The sequence below is a fragment of the Stenotrophomonas sp. DDT-1 genome (genome assembly GCF_001580555.1).
Lineage (GTDB): Bacteria > Pseudomonadota > Gammaproteobacteria > Xanthomonadales > Xanthomonadaceae > Stenotrophomonas > Stenotrophomonas sepilia.
Genome location: NZ_LEKR01000042.1, coordinates 17,655 through 37,313 on the forward strand (window position 1 = coordinate 17,655; position 19,659 = coordinate 37,313).

The window sequence follows — 19,659 nt, forward strand, 5'->3', positions numbered from 1 at the left end:
TCTCGTATCGGCCGCGACAGCCTGCCATTGAGGGCCGCGCTGTGCACATCGCTAAAGTTGGCCGCGCCGCGGTCGTTGCTGCTATGCCGGTTGTGCGGCAGAAGGAAGGAAACCCATGCGCCTGCGCCGCTGCGCCAGCCTGATGTTCGAGCCCCGCGAGGCGGTCACCCTGGACCTGCGCGCGATGCTGGCCGGCCACGCCGAGATGGACAGCCAGATCAGCTGGGTGGCGCTGGCCGCGCATCTGGACCAGCCACTGCCGGTGGATGCCGAGGAGCGCCAGCTGCTGGGCGAGCTCAGCGCGCACCGCTGGAGCGAACCGCCCGCCGATGCCTCCCCGGCGATGCTGGCCCGCCTGGTCGAGCAGGGCCTGCTGCTGACCGACCCGCCGAGCGAGGTGGGGCACCAGCTGCGCGACGAGGCGCTGCGGCGCAGCCAGTGGTGGCCGCTGGCTGCACTGGCCCATCGCCATGCACGCTGGCAGGCCGTGGACAGCGTGGAGGACATGCGCCGGCAGGGGTTGGACACCGCTGCCGGCCTGCGCCAGCGCCTCGGGCCGCCGCCGCCGGTGGTGCAGCCCATGCAGGGCGACTACCAGCCGCTGCCGCGCAGCGAAGAGGCCGCGTTCGACGCACTGCTGGCGCGCCGCACCACCTGCCGCAATTTCGACCCGCAGCGCGCGCTGCCGCTGCCGTTGCTGGCCCAGGTGCTGCAACGCACGCTGATGGCGCACGCGGTGCAGAAGGTCGAGCGCGATACCGAGTTCCTGAAGAAGAACGTGCCTTCCGGTGGCGGCCTGCATCCCACCGAAGGCTTCCTGCTGGTGCAGAACGTGGAAGGACTGGCACCGGGCCTGTACCACTACCACCCGGTGCAGCACGCCGTGCTGCCGCTGCCCTCGCCGCCGCCTGATGCATTGCCCGCGCTGGCACGGCGGATGCTGTCCGGTCAGGCGTGGTTCGCCGATGCACCGGCGCTGCTGGTGCTGGCGCCGCGCTATGACCGCTGCTTCTGGAAGTACCGCAACCACGCCAAGGCGCATCGTGCGGTGACGCTGGATGTCGGCCACATCTCGCAGCTGCTGTACCTGTGCGCGACCGAGCGCGGCCTGGCCGCCTTCGTCACCGCAGCCATCAACGATGCCGATGTCGATCGCGCCTTCGGCTTCGATGGCATCGGCCAGAGCGCGATGGCCATCTGCGGCCTGGGCTGGCGCAGTGCCACATTGGACACGGCCGAATTCGATCCCGCTGGTCGGGTGACGGCGGGCGACGACCGCTGAGCGACCGTCGCCCCGGCGTTCACGCCGCTTCGAAGTCCACCAGCACCGCGCCGTCGTTGACCTGGTCACCGGCCTTGGCGCGGTAGCCCTTCACCGTGCCGTCGGCCGGCGCCTGCAGGGTGTGCTCCATCTTCATTGCTTCCAGCACCACCAGCGGCGTGCCGCGCTTGACCTCGGTACCGGCGGCGACCAGCGTGGCCACGATCTTCCCGGGCATCGGTGCCAGCAGGCTGCCGGCATCGGCCACGGCGTGGTCCGATTCGCTCACCGGATCATGCAGGGTGAAACGGTGCTGGCCGTCGGTGCCGAACAGGTACAGCTGGTCACCCTCGCGCAGCAGCTGCAGTGTCCAGCGGCGCCCGCCCAGCTGTACCGCCAGCCCGCGCACATCGGCGGTGCCGATCACCTGCACGGGTGCCGCGTCATCGCACTGCACGCGCCAGCCATCGGCCTGCGCCCACACCTTCAGCGTGTGCCGGCATTCGCCCTGCTGCAGCGGCAGCACGCGCGGCGCGGGCGCGCCAAGGCGCCAGCCGTCCTGCGCCTGCCACGGCGAATGCGGGTCGCGCGCGTCGCTGGCTGCACCTGCAGTAGTGGCCACGGCGGCCACCGCCGCCAGCAGCCACAGCGCATCATCGCTGTCACCCACCCGGGCCAATGCGGCCTGCTCGCGCTCGATCAGCGCGGTATCCAGCTTGGCGTGGGTAAACGAATCGGTGTTCACCAGGCGGCGCAGGAAGCCGGCATTGGTGGTCACGCCCACTACCTGGCAGTCGGCCAGGGCCTGGCTCATGCGGCGCAGCGCGGCGTCGCGGTCCACGTCCCAGACGATCAGCTTGGCAATCATGGGATCGTAGTACGGCGTGATGCTGTCGCCTTCCTCGACACCGGTATCCACGCGCACATGAGTCGACGGCGCCGGCAGGCGCAGGCGGCGCAGGAGGCCGGTGGACGGCAGGAAACCACGGTCGGCGTCTTCGGCATACAGCCGCGCCTCGATGGCGTGGCCGTGGATCGCCAGCTGCTCCTGGCGCAGCGGCAGCGGCTGGCCCGAGGCTACGCGCAGCTGCCATTCCACCAGGTCGGTGCCGGTGATGTACTCGGTGACCGGATGCTCGACCTGCAGGCGGGTGTTCATTTCCATGAAGTAGAAATCGCCGTCAGGGCCGGCGATGAACTCCACCGTTCCGGCCCCGACGTAGCCCACCGCGCGCGCGGCATCGACCGCGGCCTTGCCCATCGCCGCACGACGTTCGGGGCTCATGCCGGGGGCGGGCGCTTCTTCCAGCACCTTCTGGTGGCGGCGCTGCACCGAGCAGTCGCGCTCGAACAGGTAGACGGCATCACCGTGGTTGTCGCCGAACACCTGGATCTCGATATGGCGCGGGCGCTCGACGTACTTCTCGACCAGCACATGGTGGTTGCCGAATGCCGAGGCGGCCTCGCGCTGGCAGCTGGCCAGTGCATCGACGAAGTCCTCGCTGCGTTCGACCTTGCGCATGCCCTTGCCACCGCCACCGGCGCTGGCCTTGATCAGTACCGGGTAGCCGATGGCATCGGCCTGCGCGCGCAGGAACGCCGGCTCCTGCTGGTCGCCGTGGTAGCCCGGCGTCAGTGGCACACCGGCCTTGGCCATCAACGCCTTGGCCGCGCTCTTGTCACCCATCGCGCGGATCGCGCTGGCCGGCGGCCCGATGAAGGTGACGCCGGCGGCGGCGCAGGCATCGGCGAAGTCGGCATTCTCGGACAGGAAGCCGTAACCGGGGTGGATCGCCTGCGCGCCGGTCAGGCGTGCGGCGTCGAGCAGGGCGTCGCCGCGCAGGTAGCTCTTACGCGCGGCGGCCGGGCCGATGTGGATGGCCTCGTCGGCCAGGCGTACGTGGCGTGCGTTGCGGTCGGCATCGGAATACACCGCCACGGTGGCGATGCCGAGGCGGCGGCAGGTGGCGATGACGCGGCAGGCGATTTCGCCGCGGTTGGCGATCAGGACTTTGGTGAACATGGCAACAGGCTCGGTCATGGCACGGGTTACATGCGGAACACGCCGAAGCGCGTCTGCTGCGGGGCGGCGTTGAGGCTGGCCGACAGCGCCAGCGCCAGCACCCGGCGGGTGTCGGCCGGATCGATCACGCCGTCGTCCCACAGGCGCGCGCTGGCGTAGTACGGGTGGCCCTGCTGCTCGAACTGGTCGCGGATCGGCGCCTTGAACGCGTCTTCCTCCGCTGCCGGCCAATGGCCGCCCTTGGCCTCGATGCCATCGCGCTTGACCGTGGCCAGCACGCTGGCGGCCTGTTCGCCACCCATCACGCCGATGCGCGCGTTCGGCCACATCCACAGGAAGTTGGGCGAATAGGCGCGGCCGCACATGCCGTAGTTGCCCGCACCGAACGAGCCACCGATCACCACGGTGAACTTGGGTACCTTGGCGCAGGCCACCGCCATCACCAGCTTGGCCCCGTCCTTGGCGATGCCGCCCTGTTCGTACTTGCGGCCGACCATGAAGCCGGTGATGTTCTGCAGGAACACCAGCGGGATGTTGCGCTGGGTGCACAGCTCGATGAAGTGCGCGCCCTTCAGTGCCGACTCGGAGAACAGGATGCCGTTGTTGGCGATGATGCCGATCGGGTAGCCGTTCAGATGGGCGAAGCCGGTGACCAGCGTTGCGCCGTAGCGCGGCTTGAATTCGTCGAAGCGCGAGCCGTCCACCAGTCGCGCGATCACTTCGCGTACGTCGTAGGGCTTGCGCGTATCGGCCGGGATCACGCCGTACAGTTCGTGCGCTGGCAGCAGCGGTTCTTCGCTGGCCTGCACCGCCATCGCCGGTTCCGGCTTGCGCCAGTTGAGCTGGGCGATGATCGCGCGCACCCGTGCCAGCGCCTGCAGGTCGTTGTCGGCCATGTGGTCGGCCACGCCGGAGATGCGCGTGTGCACATCGGCACCGCCCAGTTCCTCGGCCGTCACCACTTCACCGGTGGCCGCCTTCACCAGCGGCGGGCCGCCGAGGAAGATCGTGCCCTGCTCGCGCACGATCACCGTCTCGTCGCTCATCGCGGGCACATAGGCACCACCAGCGGTGCAGCTGCCCATCACGCAGGCGATCTGCGGAATGCCCTGCGCCGACAGGTTGGCCTGGTTGTAGAAGATGCGGCCGAAATGGTCGCGGTCGGGAAAGACTTCGTCCTGCAGCGGCAGGAACGCGCCACCGGAATCGACCAGGTAGATGCACGGCAGGTGGTTCTGCTCGGCGATCTCCTGCGCGCGCAGGTGCTTCTTCACCGTCATCGGGTAGTAGGTGCCGCCCTTGACCGTGGCATCGTTGGCCACGATCACGCATTCCACGCCGCTCACGCGGCCGATGCCGGCCACTACGCCAGCGGCCGGCACGGCGTCTTCGTACATGCCGTGCGCGGCCAGCGGCGCGATTTCCAGGAACGCGCTGCCGGGGTCGAGCAGGGCGTTGATGCGGTCGCGCACCAGCAGCTTGCCGCGCGCGGTGTGCTTGGCGCGTGCGGCTTCGCTGCCACCCAGCGCGGTGCGGGCGAGGGTGGCATGCAGGTCGTCGACCACGGCCTGCATGGCCGCGCGGTTGCTTTCAAACGTTTCGCTGCCCGGTTGCAGCTGGGTGCTCAATACGGTCATCGCGGTGGCCTTACAGGGTGCGCTGGAACAGTTCGCGGCCGATCAGCATGCGGCGGATCTCGGACGTGCCGGCGCCGATCTCATACAGCTTGGCATCGCGCCACAAGCGGCCGGTCGGGTATTCGTTGATGTAGCCGTTGCCGCCGAGGATCTGGATCGCCTGGCCAGTCAGCCAGGTGGCCTTCTCGGCGGCGTACAGGATGGCACCGGCGGCGTCCTGGCGGGTGGTGCGGCCCTGGTCGCAGGCGCGTGCCACGGCATAGACATACGCGCGGCAGGCACCCAGGCCTACGTACATGTCGGCGATCTTGGCCTGGATCAGCTGGAAGCTGCCGATCGGCTCGCCGAACTGGTGGCGCTCGTGCACATACGGCATCACCACGTCCATGGCCGCGGCCATCAGGCCCAGCGGGCCACCGGACAGCACCACGCGCTCGTAGTCCAGGCCGGACATCAGCACGCGCACGCCACCGCCAACCTGGCCCAGCACGTTCTCTTCAGGAATCTCGCAATCCTGGAACACCAGCTCGCAGGTGGGCGAAGAACGCATGCCCAGCTTGTCCAGCTTCTGCGCGGTGGAAAAGCCCTTCATGCCCTTCTCGACCAGGAACGCGGTGATGCCCTTGGCGCCGGCCTCCATGTCGGTCTTGGCATAGACCACCAGCACGTCGGCATCCGGGCCGTTGGTGATCCACATCTTGTTGCCGTTGAGCACGTAGCGGTCGCCGCGCTTGTCCGCGCGCAGCTTCATCGACACCACGTCCGAACCGGCCCCCGGCTCGCTCATCGCCAGCGCGCCGACCAGGCTGCCGTTGCACAGTCCGGGCAGGAAGCGCTGCTTCTGTTCTTCGTTGCCGTTCTTGCGCAGCTGGTTCACGCACAGGTTGGAGTGCGCGCCATAGGACAGGCCGATGCCGCCGGAGGCACGCGAGATTTCCTCCATCGCCACCACGTGGGCCAGGTAGCCCATGCCGGTGCCACCGTATGCTTCTTCCACGGTGAGGCCGAGCAGGCCCTGTTCGCCCAGCTTCGGCCACAGCGCCAGCGGGAACTGGTTGCTGGCATCGGCCTCGGCGGCCAGCGGCGCGACCTCGGCGGCGGCAAAATGGGCCACGCTCTGGCGCAGCAGGTCGATGTCTTCGCCAAGATCGAAGTTCAGGGATGGCACGTGCATTGTGGTGGCTCCACGGCGGGATGGCAGGAATGGACGCACCCGGCGGGGGAGTGGGCGGCGGTCTGCAGGACCGTCACCCACACGGGCGATGGCCCCAGCGTAGCGGGGTTCGGGTAAGAAGTGAATACGAATTCAAAAATTGAAACTAGAATCAGAACATGGCCTATAAACGCTCTGCATTGATGGAAGAACGCCTGGCGGGCGCCCGTGAACGGATCCTGCTGGCCACCCGCGCGCTGGTCGCCACTGGCGGCTGGCGCAATGCCCCGGTGACTGCGGTGGCAACCCAGGCGGGGGTGTCCACCGGCCTGATCTACCGGCATTTCCCGTCCAAGGCAGAGCTGTTCGTGGAAGTCCTCAATGCCGCCGTGGCCCACGAGGTCGCGATCATGGAGCGGATCGCCAGTGGCCCGGAGGCGGCCAGCGAGCGGCTGCGGCTGGCGATCACTGCCTTCGTCCGCCGTGCCCTGGCCGGGCCGGGGCTCGCGCACGCCTTCATCGTCGAACCGGTCGACCCGGATGTGGAAGCCGAGCGCATGCGCGGTCGTCGCGCCTTCGGCGACGTGTTCCTGCGGCTGGTGGAGGAGGGCGTGGCGGCCGGTGAGCTGCCGGCGCAGGACGCGCATGTGGCCGCTGCGTGCCTGGTCGGCGCCTTCACCGAAGCGATGGTCGGCCCGACCGCACCCAGCCGCGAAGCGCACCGCGACGAAGACGCGCTGGTGGATGCGATCTGCAGCTTCTGCCTGCGCGCGATCGGCGCCCCGGCAATCCGGTAGCGCCGGGCCATGCCCGGCGGCTGTTGCCATCCTCGACCGTTGTTGCCGCGCTTCGCGCTCGCCGGGCACGGCCCGGCGCTACCCGCATGCGGCCACGGCCGCATGCTGCGCCGCATCAGCAGTGACGCCTGTTGTCGCACGCAAAGTGCGTTCTATACTCGGCCCATCACGCAGTCGCTCAGCCGTGGTCCAACGACTATCAGCCAGGGGTAACGAAGAGTGCGGAATTACGATCTGGAGTTCCTGAAACGCTTCTCCATGGTGATCGCGCTGCTGGCGACCATCACCCTCGGCCTCATCCTCCTTGCCGCCTACATCCACACCCGGATTCCGCCCGAGGTGTCGCCGACCGCGGCCAAACGCACCGAACAGCGCATCTCGCCGACCGGTGCAGTCTACGCCGGCAGCACCGGCGCCGCCGCGCAGGCTGCCGCCAAGGCCGCCGCGCTGGCCAAGGCCGCGTCGCAGGTGGCCTACGGCGGCACCAAGGATGGCAAGGTGATCTTCGACAACCTGTGCACCGCCTGCCACACCACCGGCGTGGGCATGGCACCGACGCTGGACCATTCGCACTGGGACAAGCGCATCGCGCAGGGCAAGGACACGCTCTACAAGCACGCCATCGAGGGCTATACCGGCCCCGACGGCGGCATCATGCCGCCCAAGGGCGGCAACCCGGCACTGACCGAAGAACAGATCCATGCCACCGTGGACTGGATGCTGGGCAACCTGAAATAGCCGCCGCAACGCGCCGCTTCCTGTAGAGCCGAGCCCACGCTCGGCTGCTCTGCGCACGGTGTGGCCAGGCGCAGCCGAGCGTGGGCTCGGCTCTACCACCTACTGAGCTTTGCCCACCGAGGCCTGATCGCTCATATGCCCCCGCTGCGCAGGCGGCGTTTCGCATTTCAGGGTTAGTCTGTGCGCCTCTTCCATGGAGTCGCCCGTCGATGCGCCGCCGTTCCCTCGCCCTTGCCCTGTCCCTGCTGCTGCCGGCCAGCGCCTTTGCCCAGGCCCAGCCGCAGGTCGCGCCGGTCGCGGCGCCCGCCGCGCGCAGCAGCGCCACCGTGGTGCTGACCGCCGCGCCGGCCGACTGGCGCGCGCTGGATGGTCAGCGGGTGCGCATCGCCGCACCGCTGACCCTGGCCGGTACCGACGGCCTGGAGCGCTTCGGCCAGCTCACCGTAGCCTTCGATGGTCGCCTCTGGCAGCCGACCGAAGTGGCCGCGCCGGGTACTGCCGGCTATGAGCAGGTGATGGCCGACAACCAGCGCCGCCGCCTGGTGCTGGAAGATGGCAGTGATGCCCGAGACCCCGCCAGCGTGGCGTACCTGCCGGGCAGCCCCGTGCTGCGCACCGGCATGCAGCTGCGCGACGTGCAGGGCATCGTGCGCATGGACGCGCAGGGCCATCCGCGCCTGCAGGTCGAAGGTGTGCTGAAACTGCCGGAACTCAGGCGCCCGGCGGTGCCGACGGTGCCGGGCAGCCTGCACGTGGCCGCCTTCAACCTGGAGAACTTCTTCAACGGTGATGGCCAGGGCGGCGGCTTCCCGACCCTGCGCGGCGCCCGCACGCTGGACGAGCACAAGGCGCAGGTGGCCAAGCTGGTCGCCACGGTCAACGCGCTGGGCGCCGACGTCGCCGCGCTGATGGAGCTGGAGAACGACGGCTACGGCCCGCAGTCGGCCATCGCCGAACTGGTCGATGCGCTCAACCGTGACCGCGGCGCGCAGGGCGACTGGCGCTTCGTCGATGCCGGCAACGGCCCCGGCGACAACCCGATCCGGGTCGGCATCATCTACCGCAGCTCACGCCTGCAGCCGGTCGGCACGCCGGCTACGTTGACCGGCGGCCCATTCGTCGAGCACAGCCGCGTGCCGCTGGCGCAGGCCTTCCAGGGCAAGCAGGGCGCGCCGTTCGTGGTGGTGGCCAATCACTTCAAGTCGAAGGGCTGCCGCGACGCCAGCGGCGCCGACGCCGATCGCAACGACAACCAGGGCTGCTGGAACGCCACCCGCATGACCTCGGCGCAGCAGCTGCATGCCTGGCTGCAGACGGATCCGACCGGTACCGGTACAAAGGACGCGGTGCTGCTCGGCGATTTCAATGCCTACGCGATGGAAGACCCGATCCGCACCCTGCACGACCTGGGCTGGCAGGACGCGTTCAAGGTCGCCAAGGCCGAGCATCCCTACAGCTACGTCTACAACGGCTACACCGGCCGCCTCGACCACGCGCTGCTGAGCCCGGGCATGGCCAGGCGCCTGCGCGGTGCCGCCGAATGGCACAGCAATGCCGATGAGCAGGACGCCAGCGGTTATCAGGGCCGCAACGTGCAGGGCCCGTGGCGCAGCTCCGACCACGACCCGCTGCTGCTGGGTTTCGACAGATAGGGTTCGCCGGGGATCTGCTCTGGGAGCGACCTTGATCGGCACGGATCCTGCTGTTGCTTTTTATCCTCCAGTCCGCCTTCAAGCGAGCCGAGAAGCGCAGGGTACCGGTGCACAGCACCGGCTCGCGGCTGGCGGCGCGTTTCTTTTGGTCACTTTTCTTTTCGCGCGAAAAGAAAAGTGACATCCCTCCGCGGGCGCGGAAATGGCCCGCCGCGACCAATGCTCACCCCCAGGCGATCAGTCCGATCGCCAGCACCGCCAGCGCCAAACCGGCACGGTTCCACTTCGTGGTGGCCTCGCCGAAGGCAAACACGCCCACCAGTGCACCCAGCACCACCACGCCGATGTTCATGCCTGCGAACACGGTGGCCGGGTTGTCCGGCATCGACTGGTGCGCATGCACATAGAACAGGATGTTGCCGCCATTGAGCAGGCCCAGCAGCGCGCCTGCGCCCAGGTTCCGCCAGGCCAGCCGGCTGCGGCCACGCGCATGCCGCCACAGCTGCAGGGCCAGCATCAGCACGAAGGCCACGCTGAAGCTGGCCAGCACCGCCGCCATCGACGGCGTGCCGGACAGCGCCACCTGCTTGAGCAGCACGTCCACCACCGCAAACCCGGCCCATACCCCCAGCAGCCAGCCCCAGCCGCCGGGCGAGGACGCGACCACCGGCCCGCGTGGGCGCAGGCTGATCGCCACCATCGCCAACAGGCCCAGGCCGAGCCCGGCCAGCTTCCACGGCGTGGCGGTCTGGCCGAAGAACAGGAACGCGGCGGCCAGTGACAGCAGCAGCGACAAGCGCTGCGCCACGTCACTGCGGACGATGCCGGCCACCGCCACCGCTCGGCCCAGCACCAGGAAGATCGACGGCAGCACCACCGCCAGCGCCAGCAACGACAGCCACGGGGCATGTGGCGCGCGCAGCGCATCGAGTGGCGGCCGCAGTACCGCGGCGGTGAGCGTTGCCGCCACCAGATAGTTCCAGGTGACCATCTGCGCGACATCCAGCTGGCGGCGTCCAGCCACCTTCAACACCACCGAAACCAGCACGCTGCAGATCACGGCCAAAGACAGGTAGAGCATGGGGCGGGCACAGGGCAGGGGCGGGGGACGGTATCATGGTGCCATGCACAAGCCCTCGTTCCCCGTCGCCCCCGGCGAAACCGCCTGTCTCCAACTGGATGGCCCGGCCGGCCCGCTGGAAGTGGTCGTCGACCTGCCCAAGGCCGACGCGCCGGTGCAGCCGATCGTGGCCATCGTCTGCCATCCGCTGTCCACCGAAGGCGGCACCCTGCACAACAAGGTGGTCACCATGACCGCCACCACCCTGCGCGAGCTGGGCATCGCTACGGTGCGCTTCAACTTCCGCAGTGTTGGCGCGTCGGCCGGTGAGTTCGACCACGGCGTGGGCGAGCAGGATGACCTGAAGGCGGTCGCCGCCTGGGTGCGCAGCCAGCGCCCGCACGACCGCCTGTGGCTGGCCGGTTTCAGCTTCGGCTCGTTCGTGTCGCTGAAGGCCGCTGCCGCGCTGCAGCCGGAAGCGCTGATCTCGATCGCGCCACCGGCCGGCCGCTGGGACTTCGATGGCATCGTGCCGCCGGCGCGCTGGCTGGTGATCCAGGGCGAGCAGGACGAGATCGTCGACCCGCAGGCTGTCTACCAGTGGCTGGACACGCTGGAGTTCCCGCATGAGCTGGTGCGCATGCCCGAGACCAGCCACTTCTTCCACCGCAAGCTGATCGACCTGCGCGGCGCACTGACCCACGGCGTGAAGCATTGGTTGGGCGCGGCGGCATGAGTGCAACCGAGTTGACCCCGTCGCAGCGGTACGCGGAAGGGGTCGCCCGTGGTGACTGGCAGGACGACCCGGCCCAGCATGCAGCGCTGGCCGAGCTGGACCGCATCCACCTGGGCCTGCTGGACAGTGCCGAGGACGGTTGGCTGGACCGCCTGTCCGCGTTCTGGAAGAAGCCCGAGCCGGTGAAGGGCCTGTACTTCTGGGGCGGCGTCGGCCGCGGCAAGACCTTCCTGGTCGACCTGTTCTACGACGGGCTGCCGATCAAGCAGAAGTACCGCACGCATTTCCACCGCTTCATGCGCAGCGTCCACGAGCGCCTGCGTGAGCACCAGGGGCAGAGCGACCCGCTGGCGAAGATCGCCCAGGAGTGGCGCAGCAACCTGCGCGTGCTGGTGCTGGACGAGTTCTTCGTCACCGACATCGGTGATGCGATGCTGCTGGCGCGGCTGCTGGAGCGCCTGTTTGCCGAAGGCGTGACCTTGGTCACCACTTCCAACACGGCGGTGGAGAACCTGTACCTCAACGGCCTGCAGCGCGAGAGCTTCCTGCCGGCCATCGGCCTGCTGCAGCGCTTCTGCGTGGAGCTGTACGCCGAAGGTACCGAGGACTACCGCATGCGCGCGCTGACCCGCTCGCCGGTGTACCGCGCACCGTTGGCCGCCGACAGCGACGACTGGCTGGCCACGCGCTGGAGCGAACTGAGCGGCGGCCAGCCGGCCAAGCCCGGCAACATCGAGATCGAGGGCCGCAAGATTCCGGTGCGCGGCCGTGGCAAGAGCATTGCCTGGTTCGATTTTGCCGCGCTGTGCGAGGGCCCGCGCGGGCCCTCGGACTACATCGAGATCGCGCACGAGTTCAACACGGTGCTGCTGGGCGGCATTCCCGCCTTTGATCGCCTGAATGAGGATGCCGCGCGCCGCTTCGTCAACCTGATCGACGAGTTGTACGACCGCCACGTCAACCTGGTCTGCACCGCCAGCACCTCGCCGGTCGAGCTGTACACCGGCCAGCGCCTGCAGGGCGCCTTCGAGCGCACCGCCTCGCGCCTGATCGAGATGCAGAGCGCCGAGTACCTGGGCACCCCGCACCGGGCGTGAGGGTAGTGCCGTTTGTAGAGCCGAGCCCACGCTCGGCTGCTTTTCGGCACATCATTCAAAAGCAGCCGAGCGTGGGCTCGGCTCTACAACAGCACGGCGCGGCTATCGGGTGGGCGCAACCGCGCTCCCAACGGCGCCCATCCGGCCCGGCCGACACATGCGGCCTCGCGTCGCTGCCCGGCGGGTGATCCCGACGTCCACCGGATGCCCACCACCTATCCACAGGGTTGTCCCTAGCCAGTTTCATCACTGTCATGTGAAGCTGTCATTGTTCCGTTTCCGCAGCGCGTTGTACCACCGCAATGACGCCTTTCGGGCTTGACTGCGCAGCCCGTTCCGGCAGGTCTGAAGCGTCTGATCAGGGCGCCGATGGCACGATCCTTGCGGCGCAAGGGATTGCCGAATTTCACTACATTTGGCGTTGACGGACCCCACTACCCCCACTATCTTGTGGCCGTCGGTCGCAGCAACCCCAGGTCTGGGGGCTGGCAGCAATACCTCCCGCGATCGTCAACGGCAGTGGCAGGCGCAGGGTCTCATCCCCTGCGACGCCGTCCTGCCATCCTGGGCCGTCATGTCCCGGGTTGCGTCACCCCGATGCATCGAGCACCCCCAATCACGCCAAGAGGACATACGCCGTGAGCACCGAATCCAGCGCCACCATCGAGAAGGAAAGCGAATTCCTGTTGACGTCGCCGCCGACGGCCAACGCGATGAGTGTGACCAAGCGCAACGGGACCACCGAGCTGGTGGACCTGAACAAGATCGTGCGCGCGGTGCAGCGTTCCTCCGAAGGCCTGCACGCCGTCGATCCGATGCGCGTGGCCACCCGCACCATTTCCGGCCTGTACAACGGCGCTACCACCCGCGAGCTGGACGAACTGTCCATCCGCACCGCCGCCCTGCTGATTGGCGAAGAGCCCGAGTACGGCCGCCTCGCTGCGCGCCTGCTGGCCAACTACATTGCCAAGGAAGTCTCGGGCCAGGAAATCTACGCCTTCTCGCAGTCAGTCAGCCGTGGCCATGAAGTCGGCCTGATCAACGACCGCCTGCTGAACTTCGTGCAGACCAATGCGCGCAAGCTCAACGACGCCATCGACATCTCGCTGGATCTGAACTTCGATTACTTCGGCCTGCGTACCCTGTACGACCGTTACCTGCTGCGCCATCCGCACACCCGCAAGGTGATCGAGACCCCGCAGCAGTTCTTCCTGCGCATCGCCAGCGCGCTGAGCGAGGACGTGTCCGAGACCCTGGCGCTGTACAAGCGCATGGGCAACCTGGACTACCTGCCGTCCAGCCCGACCCTGTTCAACTCCGGCACCACCCACGAGCAGCTGTCCTCGTGCTTCCTGCTGGACTCGCCGCAGGACTCGCTGGAGTCGATCTATGCCAAGTACGGCGACATCGCCCAGCTGTCGAAGTTCTCCGGCGGCATCGGCGTCAGCTACACCCGCGTGCGTTCGCGTGGCTCGCTGATCAAGTCGACCAACGGCCACTCCAACGGCATCGTGCCGTGGCTGAAGACCATGGATTCGTCCGTGGCCGCGGTGAACCAGGGCGGCAAGCGCAAGGGCGCAGCCTGCGTGTACCTGGAAACCTGGCACGCCGACATCGAGGACTTCCTCGAACTGCGTGACAACACCGGTGACGAAGCCCGCCGTGCGCACAACCTGAACCTGGCCAACTGGGTGCCGGACCTGTTCATGAAGCGCGTCGAGGCCGACCAGGAATGGTCGCTGTTCGATCCGCGCGTCGTGCCGGAGTTCACCGACCTGTTTGGCGAAGCCTTCGAGGCTGCCTACCTGCAGGCCGAAGCCCAGGGCAAGGCCAACCGCACCATCTCCGCGCGCAAGCTGTACGCCCGCATGATGCGTACGCTGGCCGAGACCGGCAACGGCTGGATGACCTTCAAGGACAAGTGCAACCGCGCCAGCAACCAGACCCTGCGTCCGGGCAACGTGATCCACCTGTCCAACCTGTGCACCGAAATCCTGGAAGTCACTTCCAACGATGAAACCGCAGTGTGCAACCTGGGTTCGATCAACCTGGGCAACCACTTCGACGAGCACAACGAGTTCGACTTCGAGAAGCTGGCCGAGACCGTGCGCCTGGCCGTGCGCCAGCTCGACCGCGTCATCGACCTGAACTTCTACCCGATCGAAACCGCCCGCCGCGCCAACCTGCGCTGGCGTCCGGTCGGCCTGGGCTGCATGGGCCTGCAGGATGTGTTCTTCCGCAAGCGCCTGCCGTTCGACAGCGCCGAAGCCCGCGCGCTGTCGAAGAAGATCGCCGAAGCGATCTACTTCCACGCGCTGGAAACCTCCTGCGAGCTGGCCCAGGAACGCGGCAAGCACCCGTCGTTCAACGACACCCGTGCCGCCAGCGGCGAACTGCAGTTCGACGCCTGGAACGTGGTGCCGGAAGACACCGCGCGCTGGGATGCCCTGCGTGAGCGCATCAAGGAACACGGCCTGCGCAACTCGCTGATGATCGCGATCGCGCCGACCGCGACCATCGCCTCGATCGCCGGTTGCTACGAGTGCGTCGAGCCGCAGGTGTCCAACCTGTTCAAGCGCGAGACCCTGTCCGGTGACTTCCTGCAGGTCAACCGTTACCTGGTCAACGAGCTGAAGAAGCTGGGCCTGTGGACGCCGGAAATGCGCGATGCCATCAAGCTGGCCGAAGGCTCGATCGCCGGCGTGGCGCAGATCCCGGAAACGCTGCGCGAGGTCTACCGCACCGCGTGGGAACTGCCGATGCGTTCGCTGATCGACATGGCCGCCGAGCGTGGCGCCTTCATCGACCAGTCGGCCTCGCTCAACCTGTTCATGGAAAGCCCGAACATCGGCGCGATGTCCTCCATGTACATGTACGCCTGGAAGCAGGGCATCAAGACCACCTACTACCTGCGTTCGCGCCCGGCCACCAAGATCGCCAAGACCACGGTGAGTGCCGCCGCACCGGCCAAGGTGTTCAGCCCGGACGAAGCCATCGCCTGCTCGCTGGAAAACCCGGAAGCCTGCGAGGCCTGCCAGTAACACACCGCGCGGTGGGTGCCGACCGTTGGTCGGCACTCGAGCACCTCGCACCTGTAGAGCCGATCCATGCTCGGCTGCAGCACGGAAACACCAAGGTAGCGCCGGGCCATGCCCGGCGTTTTGACCCGAGAATTCAAGGAAACACCCATGGCCGACAAGCCCAAGCAGATGCTGCTCGATCCCGGTTTTGAACTGACCCTGCGCCCGATGCGCTACCCGCAGTTCTATGACATGTACCGGAATGCGATCAAGAACACCTGGACGGTGGAAGAGATCAACTTCCAGATCGACATCACCGACCTGCACAGCAAGATGTCGCCGGGCGAGCGCCACCTGATCCACCGCCTGGTCGCGTTCTTCGCCACCGGCGACTCGATCGTGTCCAACAACCTGGTGCTGAACCTGTACCAGCACCTCAATGCGCCGGAAGCGCGCATGTACCTGTCGCGCCAGCTGTATGAAGAAGCACTGCACGTGCAGTTCTACCTGACCCTGCTCGACAACTACCTGCCGGACCCGGAAGAGCGCGCCAAGGCGTTCTCGGCGGTGGAGAACATCGACTCGATCAAGAAGAAGGCCGATTTCTGCTTCAAGTGGATCGACTCGATCCAGGACCTGACCCGCATCGAGACCCGCGAACAGCGCCGCCAGTTCCTGCTCAACCAGATCTGCTTCGCTGCCTGCATCGAAGGCCTGTTCTTCTTCGCTGCCTTCGCCTACGTGTACTACTTCCGTTCGCGCGGCCTGCTGCCGGGCCTGGCTTCGGGCACCAACTGGGTGTTCCGCGACGAAAGCGCGCACATGGAGTTCGCCTTCGAGTCGGTGCGCGTGGTGCGTGAGGAAGAGCCGGACCTGTTCGACGACGAGATGAAGCAGCAGGTCTACGACATGTTGGCCGAAGCCATCGAATGCGAAGTGCAGTTCGCCGAGGACGTGCTGTCCGGCGGCGTGGCCGGCATCTCGACCCGTGACATGCGCCAGTACCTGCAGCATTGTGCCGATCAGCACTTCGCCAAACTGGGCATGGAAAAGAAGTACAACGTGCGCAACCCGCTGCCGTTCATGGAACTGCAGGACGTGCAGGAACTGACCAACTTCTTCGAACGCCGCGTCTCGGCCTACCAGGTCGGCGTGCAGGGCGAAGTCGCCTTCGACATGAACTTCTGATCGAACCGGTCAGGCCTGTCGCAACGAAAAACCCCGGCCAATGCCGGGGTTTTTTGTTGCGCGCCTGGCTTTTGTAGAGTCGAGCATGGCTCGACTCTACAAAGCGCTAGCGCCGTCCTTCCACCGCCATGCGCACCGCCAACCCGGCCAGCACCGTGCCCATCAGCCAGCGCTGCAGCCTCTGCCAGGTGGGGCGCGCGGCCAGGAAGCCGGCGATGCTGCCGGCGGCCAGCGCGATCAGGCCGTTCACGCTGACGCTGACCAGGATCTGGGTGCAGCCCAGCACGATCGACTGCATCAGCACGCTGCCTTCGCCATCGGGATGCAGGAACTGCGGCAGCAGCGACAGGTACATCACCGCCACTTTCGGGTTCAGCAGATTGGTCAGCAAGCCCATCGTGAACAGTCTGCGCGGGCTGTCCTGCGGCAGCTCGCGCACCGCGAACGGCGAACGGCCGCCGGGCTTCAGCGCCTGCCACGCCAGGTACAGCAGGTACAGCGCGCCACCGATGCGCAGCGCCTCATAGGCGAACGGCACGGTCATCAGCAGGGCGGTGATGCCCAGTGCCGCGCACAGCATGTAGAACACGAAGCCCAGCGCCACCCCGCCCAGCGAGATCAGCCCGGCGAGCGGCCCCTGGCAGATCGAGCGCGAGATGACGTAGATCATGTTCGGCCCGGGCGTGAGCACCATGGCCAGCGAAACCAGCGCAAAGGCCAACAGGTCGGAAAGTGCGGGCATGGGCGGTCCTGGCGGTGGGCGTGGCGCAGTGTAGCGTCGCCTGCACGGGGCCTGGCTTAAAATTGACGGACCCCACACCGAAGCACCCCCATGACCCCGATCCCCGAAACCGTGCCGCCCACCGAAGTGCGCATGGCCGAAATCGTCTTCCCCAACCACACCAACCACCTTGGCACCCTGTTCGGTGGCCAGGCATTGGCGTGGATGGACAAGGCCGCCTTCCTGGCCGCCGCCCGCTATTCGCGCCGCACCGTGGTGACCGCGCGCAGCGACCAGGTCGACTTCAAGCTGCCGATCCGCATCGGCCAGATGGTGGAAACCATCGGCCGCATCGTCGAAGTCGGGCGCAGCTCGATGAAGGTCGAGGTGGAACTGGTCGCCGAGGACCTGCACAGCGGTGAGCGCAAGCTGTGTACCCGCGGCCACTTCGTGATGATCGCGCTGGACGAGGACGGCCACCCGATCGCGGTGCCGCCGCTGCCGGCCGCCTGAGCCGGCGCTTGCACGGGCGCTGCGGCGCCCCCATCTGGCAGCCATGACCTCGCCGCTGACCGACTTCATCGACCACGCCCAGCGCCTGTTCGTGCTGACCGGCGCCGGTTGCAGCACTGCCTCGGGCATTCCCGACTATCGCGATACCGACGGCCAGTGGAAACGCACGCCGCCGGTGACCTACCAGGCCTTCATGGGCGAGGCGGCCACCCGCCAGCGCTACTGGGCGCGCAGCCTGCTGGGCTGGCCGCGCTTCGGCCTGGCGCGGCCCAACGGCACCCACCAGGCCCTGGCTGCCCTGGAAAGCCGCGGCAAGCTGCAGCTGCTGCTGACCCAGAACGTGGACGGCCTGCACCAGCGCGCCGGCAGCCACAAGGTGATCGACCTGCATGGCCGCCTGGACCGGGTGCGCTGCATGAGCTGTGAGCGCCGCAGTGGCCGCGAGGATTTCCAGCAGCGGCTGCTGGAGGCCAATCCGGGCTGGGATGCGCTGGATGCCGGTATCGCGCCCGATGGCGATGCCGATCTGGAGACCGATTTCTCCACGTTCGTGGTGCCCGATTGTCCGTACTGCGGCGGCCTGCTGAAGCCGGATGTGGTGTTCTTCGGCGAAAACGTGCCGCGTGAACGGGTGGCGGCGGTGCACGATCACCTGCAGCAGGCCGACGCCGTGCTGGTGGTGGGCTCGTCGCTGATGGTCTCTTCCGGCTTCCGCTTCGTGCAGGCGGCCGCGAAGGCAGGGTTGCCGGTAGCGGCGCTGAACCGAGGCCGCACCCGAGCCGACGACCTGCTGTTGTTCAAGGATGAGCGGGACTGCGCTGAAGCGCTGGCCACGTGGGCTGCGCGCTGAGCCGAGCACGGGCTCGGCTCTACCAGGGGCGAGGGCTTCTGTAGAGCCGGGCGCACGCTCGGCTGCTGCAGGTCACGCGAAACAGCGATCCATCCAGATGGTTGATCCGCGAGCCGCGCAGCGGTGCAATACGCACCCCCTACGTCGTTCATCACCGTCTTGAGCCAGCTGTTCTCGCCGATCTCGTTCGGCCCCCTGACCCTGTCCAACCGCATCGTCATCGCGCCGATGTGCCAGTACTCCGCCGAGGACGGCCGCGCCAGCGACTGGCACGCCATGCACCTGGGCAACCTGGCGCAGTCCGGTGCCGGCCTGCTGATCCTGGAAGCCACCGCCGTCGAACCGCGCGGCCGCATCAGCTGGGCCGACCTGGGCCTATGGGACGATGGCACCGAAGCCGCACTGGCACAGGTGCTGGCCAGCGTCCGCCGCTGGTCGCCGATGCCGTTGGGCATCCAGCTCGGCCACGCCGGCCGCAAGGCCTCGGTGAACCGGCCTTGGGACGGCGGTGGCCAGCTGACGGTCGACGATACCCGTGGCTGGACCACGGTGGCGCCGTCGCCGCTACCGTTCCATGCCGCCGATCCGGCACCGCAGGAACTGGACGAGGCCGGCATCGCCGAGGTGATCGCCGCCTTCGCCGCCAGTGCGGTGCGCGCCGAGCGCCTGGGCTTCGAGCTGATCGAACTGCATGCCGCGCACGGCTACCTGCTGCACCAGTTCCTGTCGCCGCTGAGCAACCGCCGCACCGATGGCTATGGCGGCTCGCTGCCGAACCGCCTGCGCCTGCTCGTGGAAGTGTTCGACGCGGTGCGTGCGGCGGTATCGGACAGGATCGCCGTGGGCGTGCGCATTTCCGCCAGCGACTGGGTCGAGGGTGGCTGGGATCTGGTGCAGAGCGAAGCACTGGCCCAGGTGCTGGACGCGCGCGGCTGCAACTTCCTGCACGTTTCCAGCGGTGGCCTGGACGAGCGCCAGAAGATCACCGTCGGCCCGGGCTACCAGGTGCCGTTCGCCGCGGCGATCAAGGCCAAGGTACGCATGCCGGTGATCGCGGTGGGCATGATCACCGAGCCCGAGCAAGCCGAATCGATCCTGCGCCATCGCCACGCCGATGCGGTAGCGCTGGCACGCGGCATCCTCTACGACCCGCGCTGGCCGTGGCACGCTGCTGCCGCATTGCGCGACAGCGTGGAACCGGCACCGCAGTACC

At 67.7% G+C, this 19,659-nt stretch carries 16 protein-coding genes; 11 read left to right on the forward strand and 5 right to left on the reverse strand.

Annotated features, from left to right (window positions below; all coding sequences use genetic code 11):
• Positions 1–115 precede the first annotated feature (115 nt).
• On the forward strand, positions 116–1,282 hold the full coding sequence (locus AB839_RS16975; protein WP_061480265.1) for a putative peptide maturation dehydrogenase: 1,167 nt from the start codon (positions 116–118) through the stop codon (positions 1,280–1,282).
• Positions 1,283–1,301: 19 nt separating this feature from the next.
• On the opposite strand, the gene AB839_RS16980 is transcribed toward AB839_RS16975, so the two are convergent.
• The 3 genes from AB839_RS16980 to AB839_RS16990 are packed head-to-tail and all read right to left on the reverse strand — an operon-like array spanning position 1,302 to position 6,095.
• Complete coding sequence (locus AB839_RS16980; RefSeq protein ID WP_061480276.1) at positions 1,302–3,284, reverse strand: acetyl/propionyl/methylcrotonyl-CoA carboxylase subunit alpha; 1,983 nt, start codon at positions 3,282–3,284, stop codon at positions 1,302–1,304.
• 26 nt (positions 3,285–3,310) lie between these two features.
• On the reverse strand, positions 3,311–4,921 hold the full coding sequence (locus AB839_RS16985) for a carboxyl transferase domain-containing protein (RefSeq protein WP_061480266.1): 1,611 nt from the start codon (positions 4,919–4,921) through the stop codon (positions 3,311–3,313).
• Positions 4,922–4,931: 10 nt separating this feature from the next.
• Positions 4,932–6,095, reverse strand: a complete 1,164-nt coding sequence (locus AB839_RS16990; RefSeq protein WP_014035590.1) for an isovaleryl-CoA dehydrogenase — start codon at positions 6,093–6,095, stop codon at positions 4,932–4,934.
• A gap of 158 nt (positions 6,096–6,253) precedes the next feature.
• On the opposite strand from AB839_RS16990, the gene AB839_RS16995 reads away from it, so the two are divergent.
• The 3 genes from AB839_RS16995 to AB839_RS17005 all read left to right on the forward strand — a co-directional run bounded on the left by AB839_RS16995 (position 6,254) and on the right by AB839_RS17005 (position 9,261).
• Positions 6,254–6,871: a TetR/AcrR family transcriptional regulator gene (locus AB839_RS16995; protein ID WP_061480267.1), complete on the forward strand. Its 618-nt coding sequence runs from the start codon at positions 6,254–6,256 to the stop codon at positions 6,869–6,871.
• A 219-nt stretch (positions 6,872–7,090) separates the two neighbouring features.
• Positions 7,091–7,609 carry a c-type cytochrome gene (locus tag AB839_RS17000; RefSeq protein WP_005407662.1) on the forward strand — a complete coding sequence of 173 codons (519 nt, stop codon included), beginning with the start codon at positions 7,091–7,093 and terminating at the stop codon, positions 7,607–7,609.
• Positions 7,610–7,818: 209 nt separating this feature from the next.
• Positions 7,819–9,261 carry an ExeM/NucH family extracellular endonuclease gene (locus tag AB839_RS17005; protein ID WP_061480268.1) on the forward strand — a complete coding sequence of 481 codons (1,443 nt, stop codon included), beginning with the start codon at positions 7,819–7,821 and terminating at the stop codon, positions 9,259–9,261.
• Positions 9,262–9,484: 223 nt separating this feature from the next.
• Here the strand turns inward: AB839_RS17005 and AB839_RS17010 are convergent, their stop codons facing one another.
• Positions 9,485–10,342: an EamA family transporter gene (locus AB839_RS17010; RefSeq protein WP_061480269.1), complete on the reverse strand. Its 858-nt coding sequence runs from the start codon at positions 10,340–10,342 to the stop codon at positions 9,485–9,487.
• A gap of 43 nt (positions 10,343–10,385) precedes the next feature.
• Here AB839_RS17010 and AB839_RS17015 point away from each other — a divergent pair, with 43 nt between their 5' ends.
• From AB839_RS17015 to AB839_RS17030, 4 genes are all read left to right on the forward strand, one after another.
• On the forward strand, positions 10,386–11,057 hold the full coding sequence (locus AB839_RS17015; RefSeq protein WP_061480270.1) for a CocE/NonD family hydrolase: 672 nt from the start codon (positions 10,386–10,388) through the stop codon (positions 11,055–11,057).
• Positions 11,054–12,154: a cell division protein ZapE gene (gene zapE, locus AB839_RS17020; protein WP_061480271.1), complete on the forward strand. Its 1,101-nt coding sequence runs from the start codon at positions 11,054–11,056 to the stop codon at positions 12,152–12,154. The genes AB839_RS17015 and zapE overlap by 4 nt, the downstream gene beginning before the upstream one ends.
• Before the next feature lie 638 nt (positions 12,155–12,792).
• Complete coding sequence (locus AB839_RS17025; protein WP_061480272.1) at positions 12,793–15,195, forward strand: ribonucleoside-diphosphate reductase subunit alpha; 2,403 nt, start codon at positions 12,793–12,795, stop codon at positions 15,193–15,195.
• Between the two features lie 147 nt (positions 15,196–15,342).
• Positions 15,343–16,362: a ribonucleotide-diphosphate reductase subunit beta gene (locus tag AB839_RS17030; RefSeq protein WP_005420683.1), complete on the forward strand. Its 1,020-nt coding sequence runs from the start codon at positions 15,343–15,345 to the stop codon at positions 16,360–16,362.
• A gap of 106 nt (positions 16,363–16,468) precedes the next feature.
• Here the strand turns inward: AB839_RS17030 and AB839_RS17035 are convergent, their stop codons facing one another.
• Complete coding sequence (locus AB839_RS17035; protein ID WP_061480273.1) at positions 16,469–17,104, reverse strand: LysE family translocator; 636 nt, start codon at positions 17,102–17,104, stop codon at positions 16,469–16,471.
• 90 nt (positions 17,105–17,194) lie between these two features.
• Between AB839_RS17035 and AB839_RS17040 the strand changes: the two genes are divergently transcribed.
• The 3 genes from AB839_RS17040 to AB839_RS17050 form a co-directional block, all read left to right on the forward strand.
• Positions 17,195–17,596: an acyl-CoA thioesterase gene (locus AB839_RS17040; RefSeq protein WP_021203756.1), complete on the forward strand. Its 402-nt coding sequence runs from the start codon at positions 17,195–17,197 to the stop codon at positions 17,594–17,596.
• Between the two features lie 43 nt (positions 17,597–17,639).
• Complete coding sequence (locus AB839_RS17045) at positions 17,640–18,446, forward strand: NAD-dependent protein deacetylase (RefSeq protein ID WP_061480274.1); 807 nt, start codon at positions 17,640–17,642, stop codon at positions 18,444–18,446.
• A gap of 159 nt (positions 18,447–18,605) precedes the next feature.
• Positions 18,606–19,659 (forward strand): NADH:flavin oxidoreductase/NADH oxidase (locus AB839_RS17050; protein ID WP_082783369.1); only part of this gene is annotated, 1,054 nt, incomplete at its 3' end.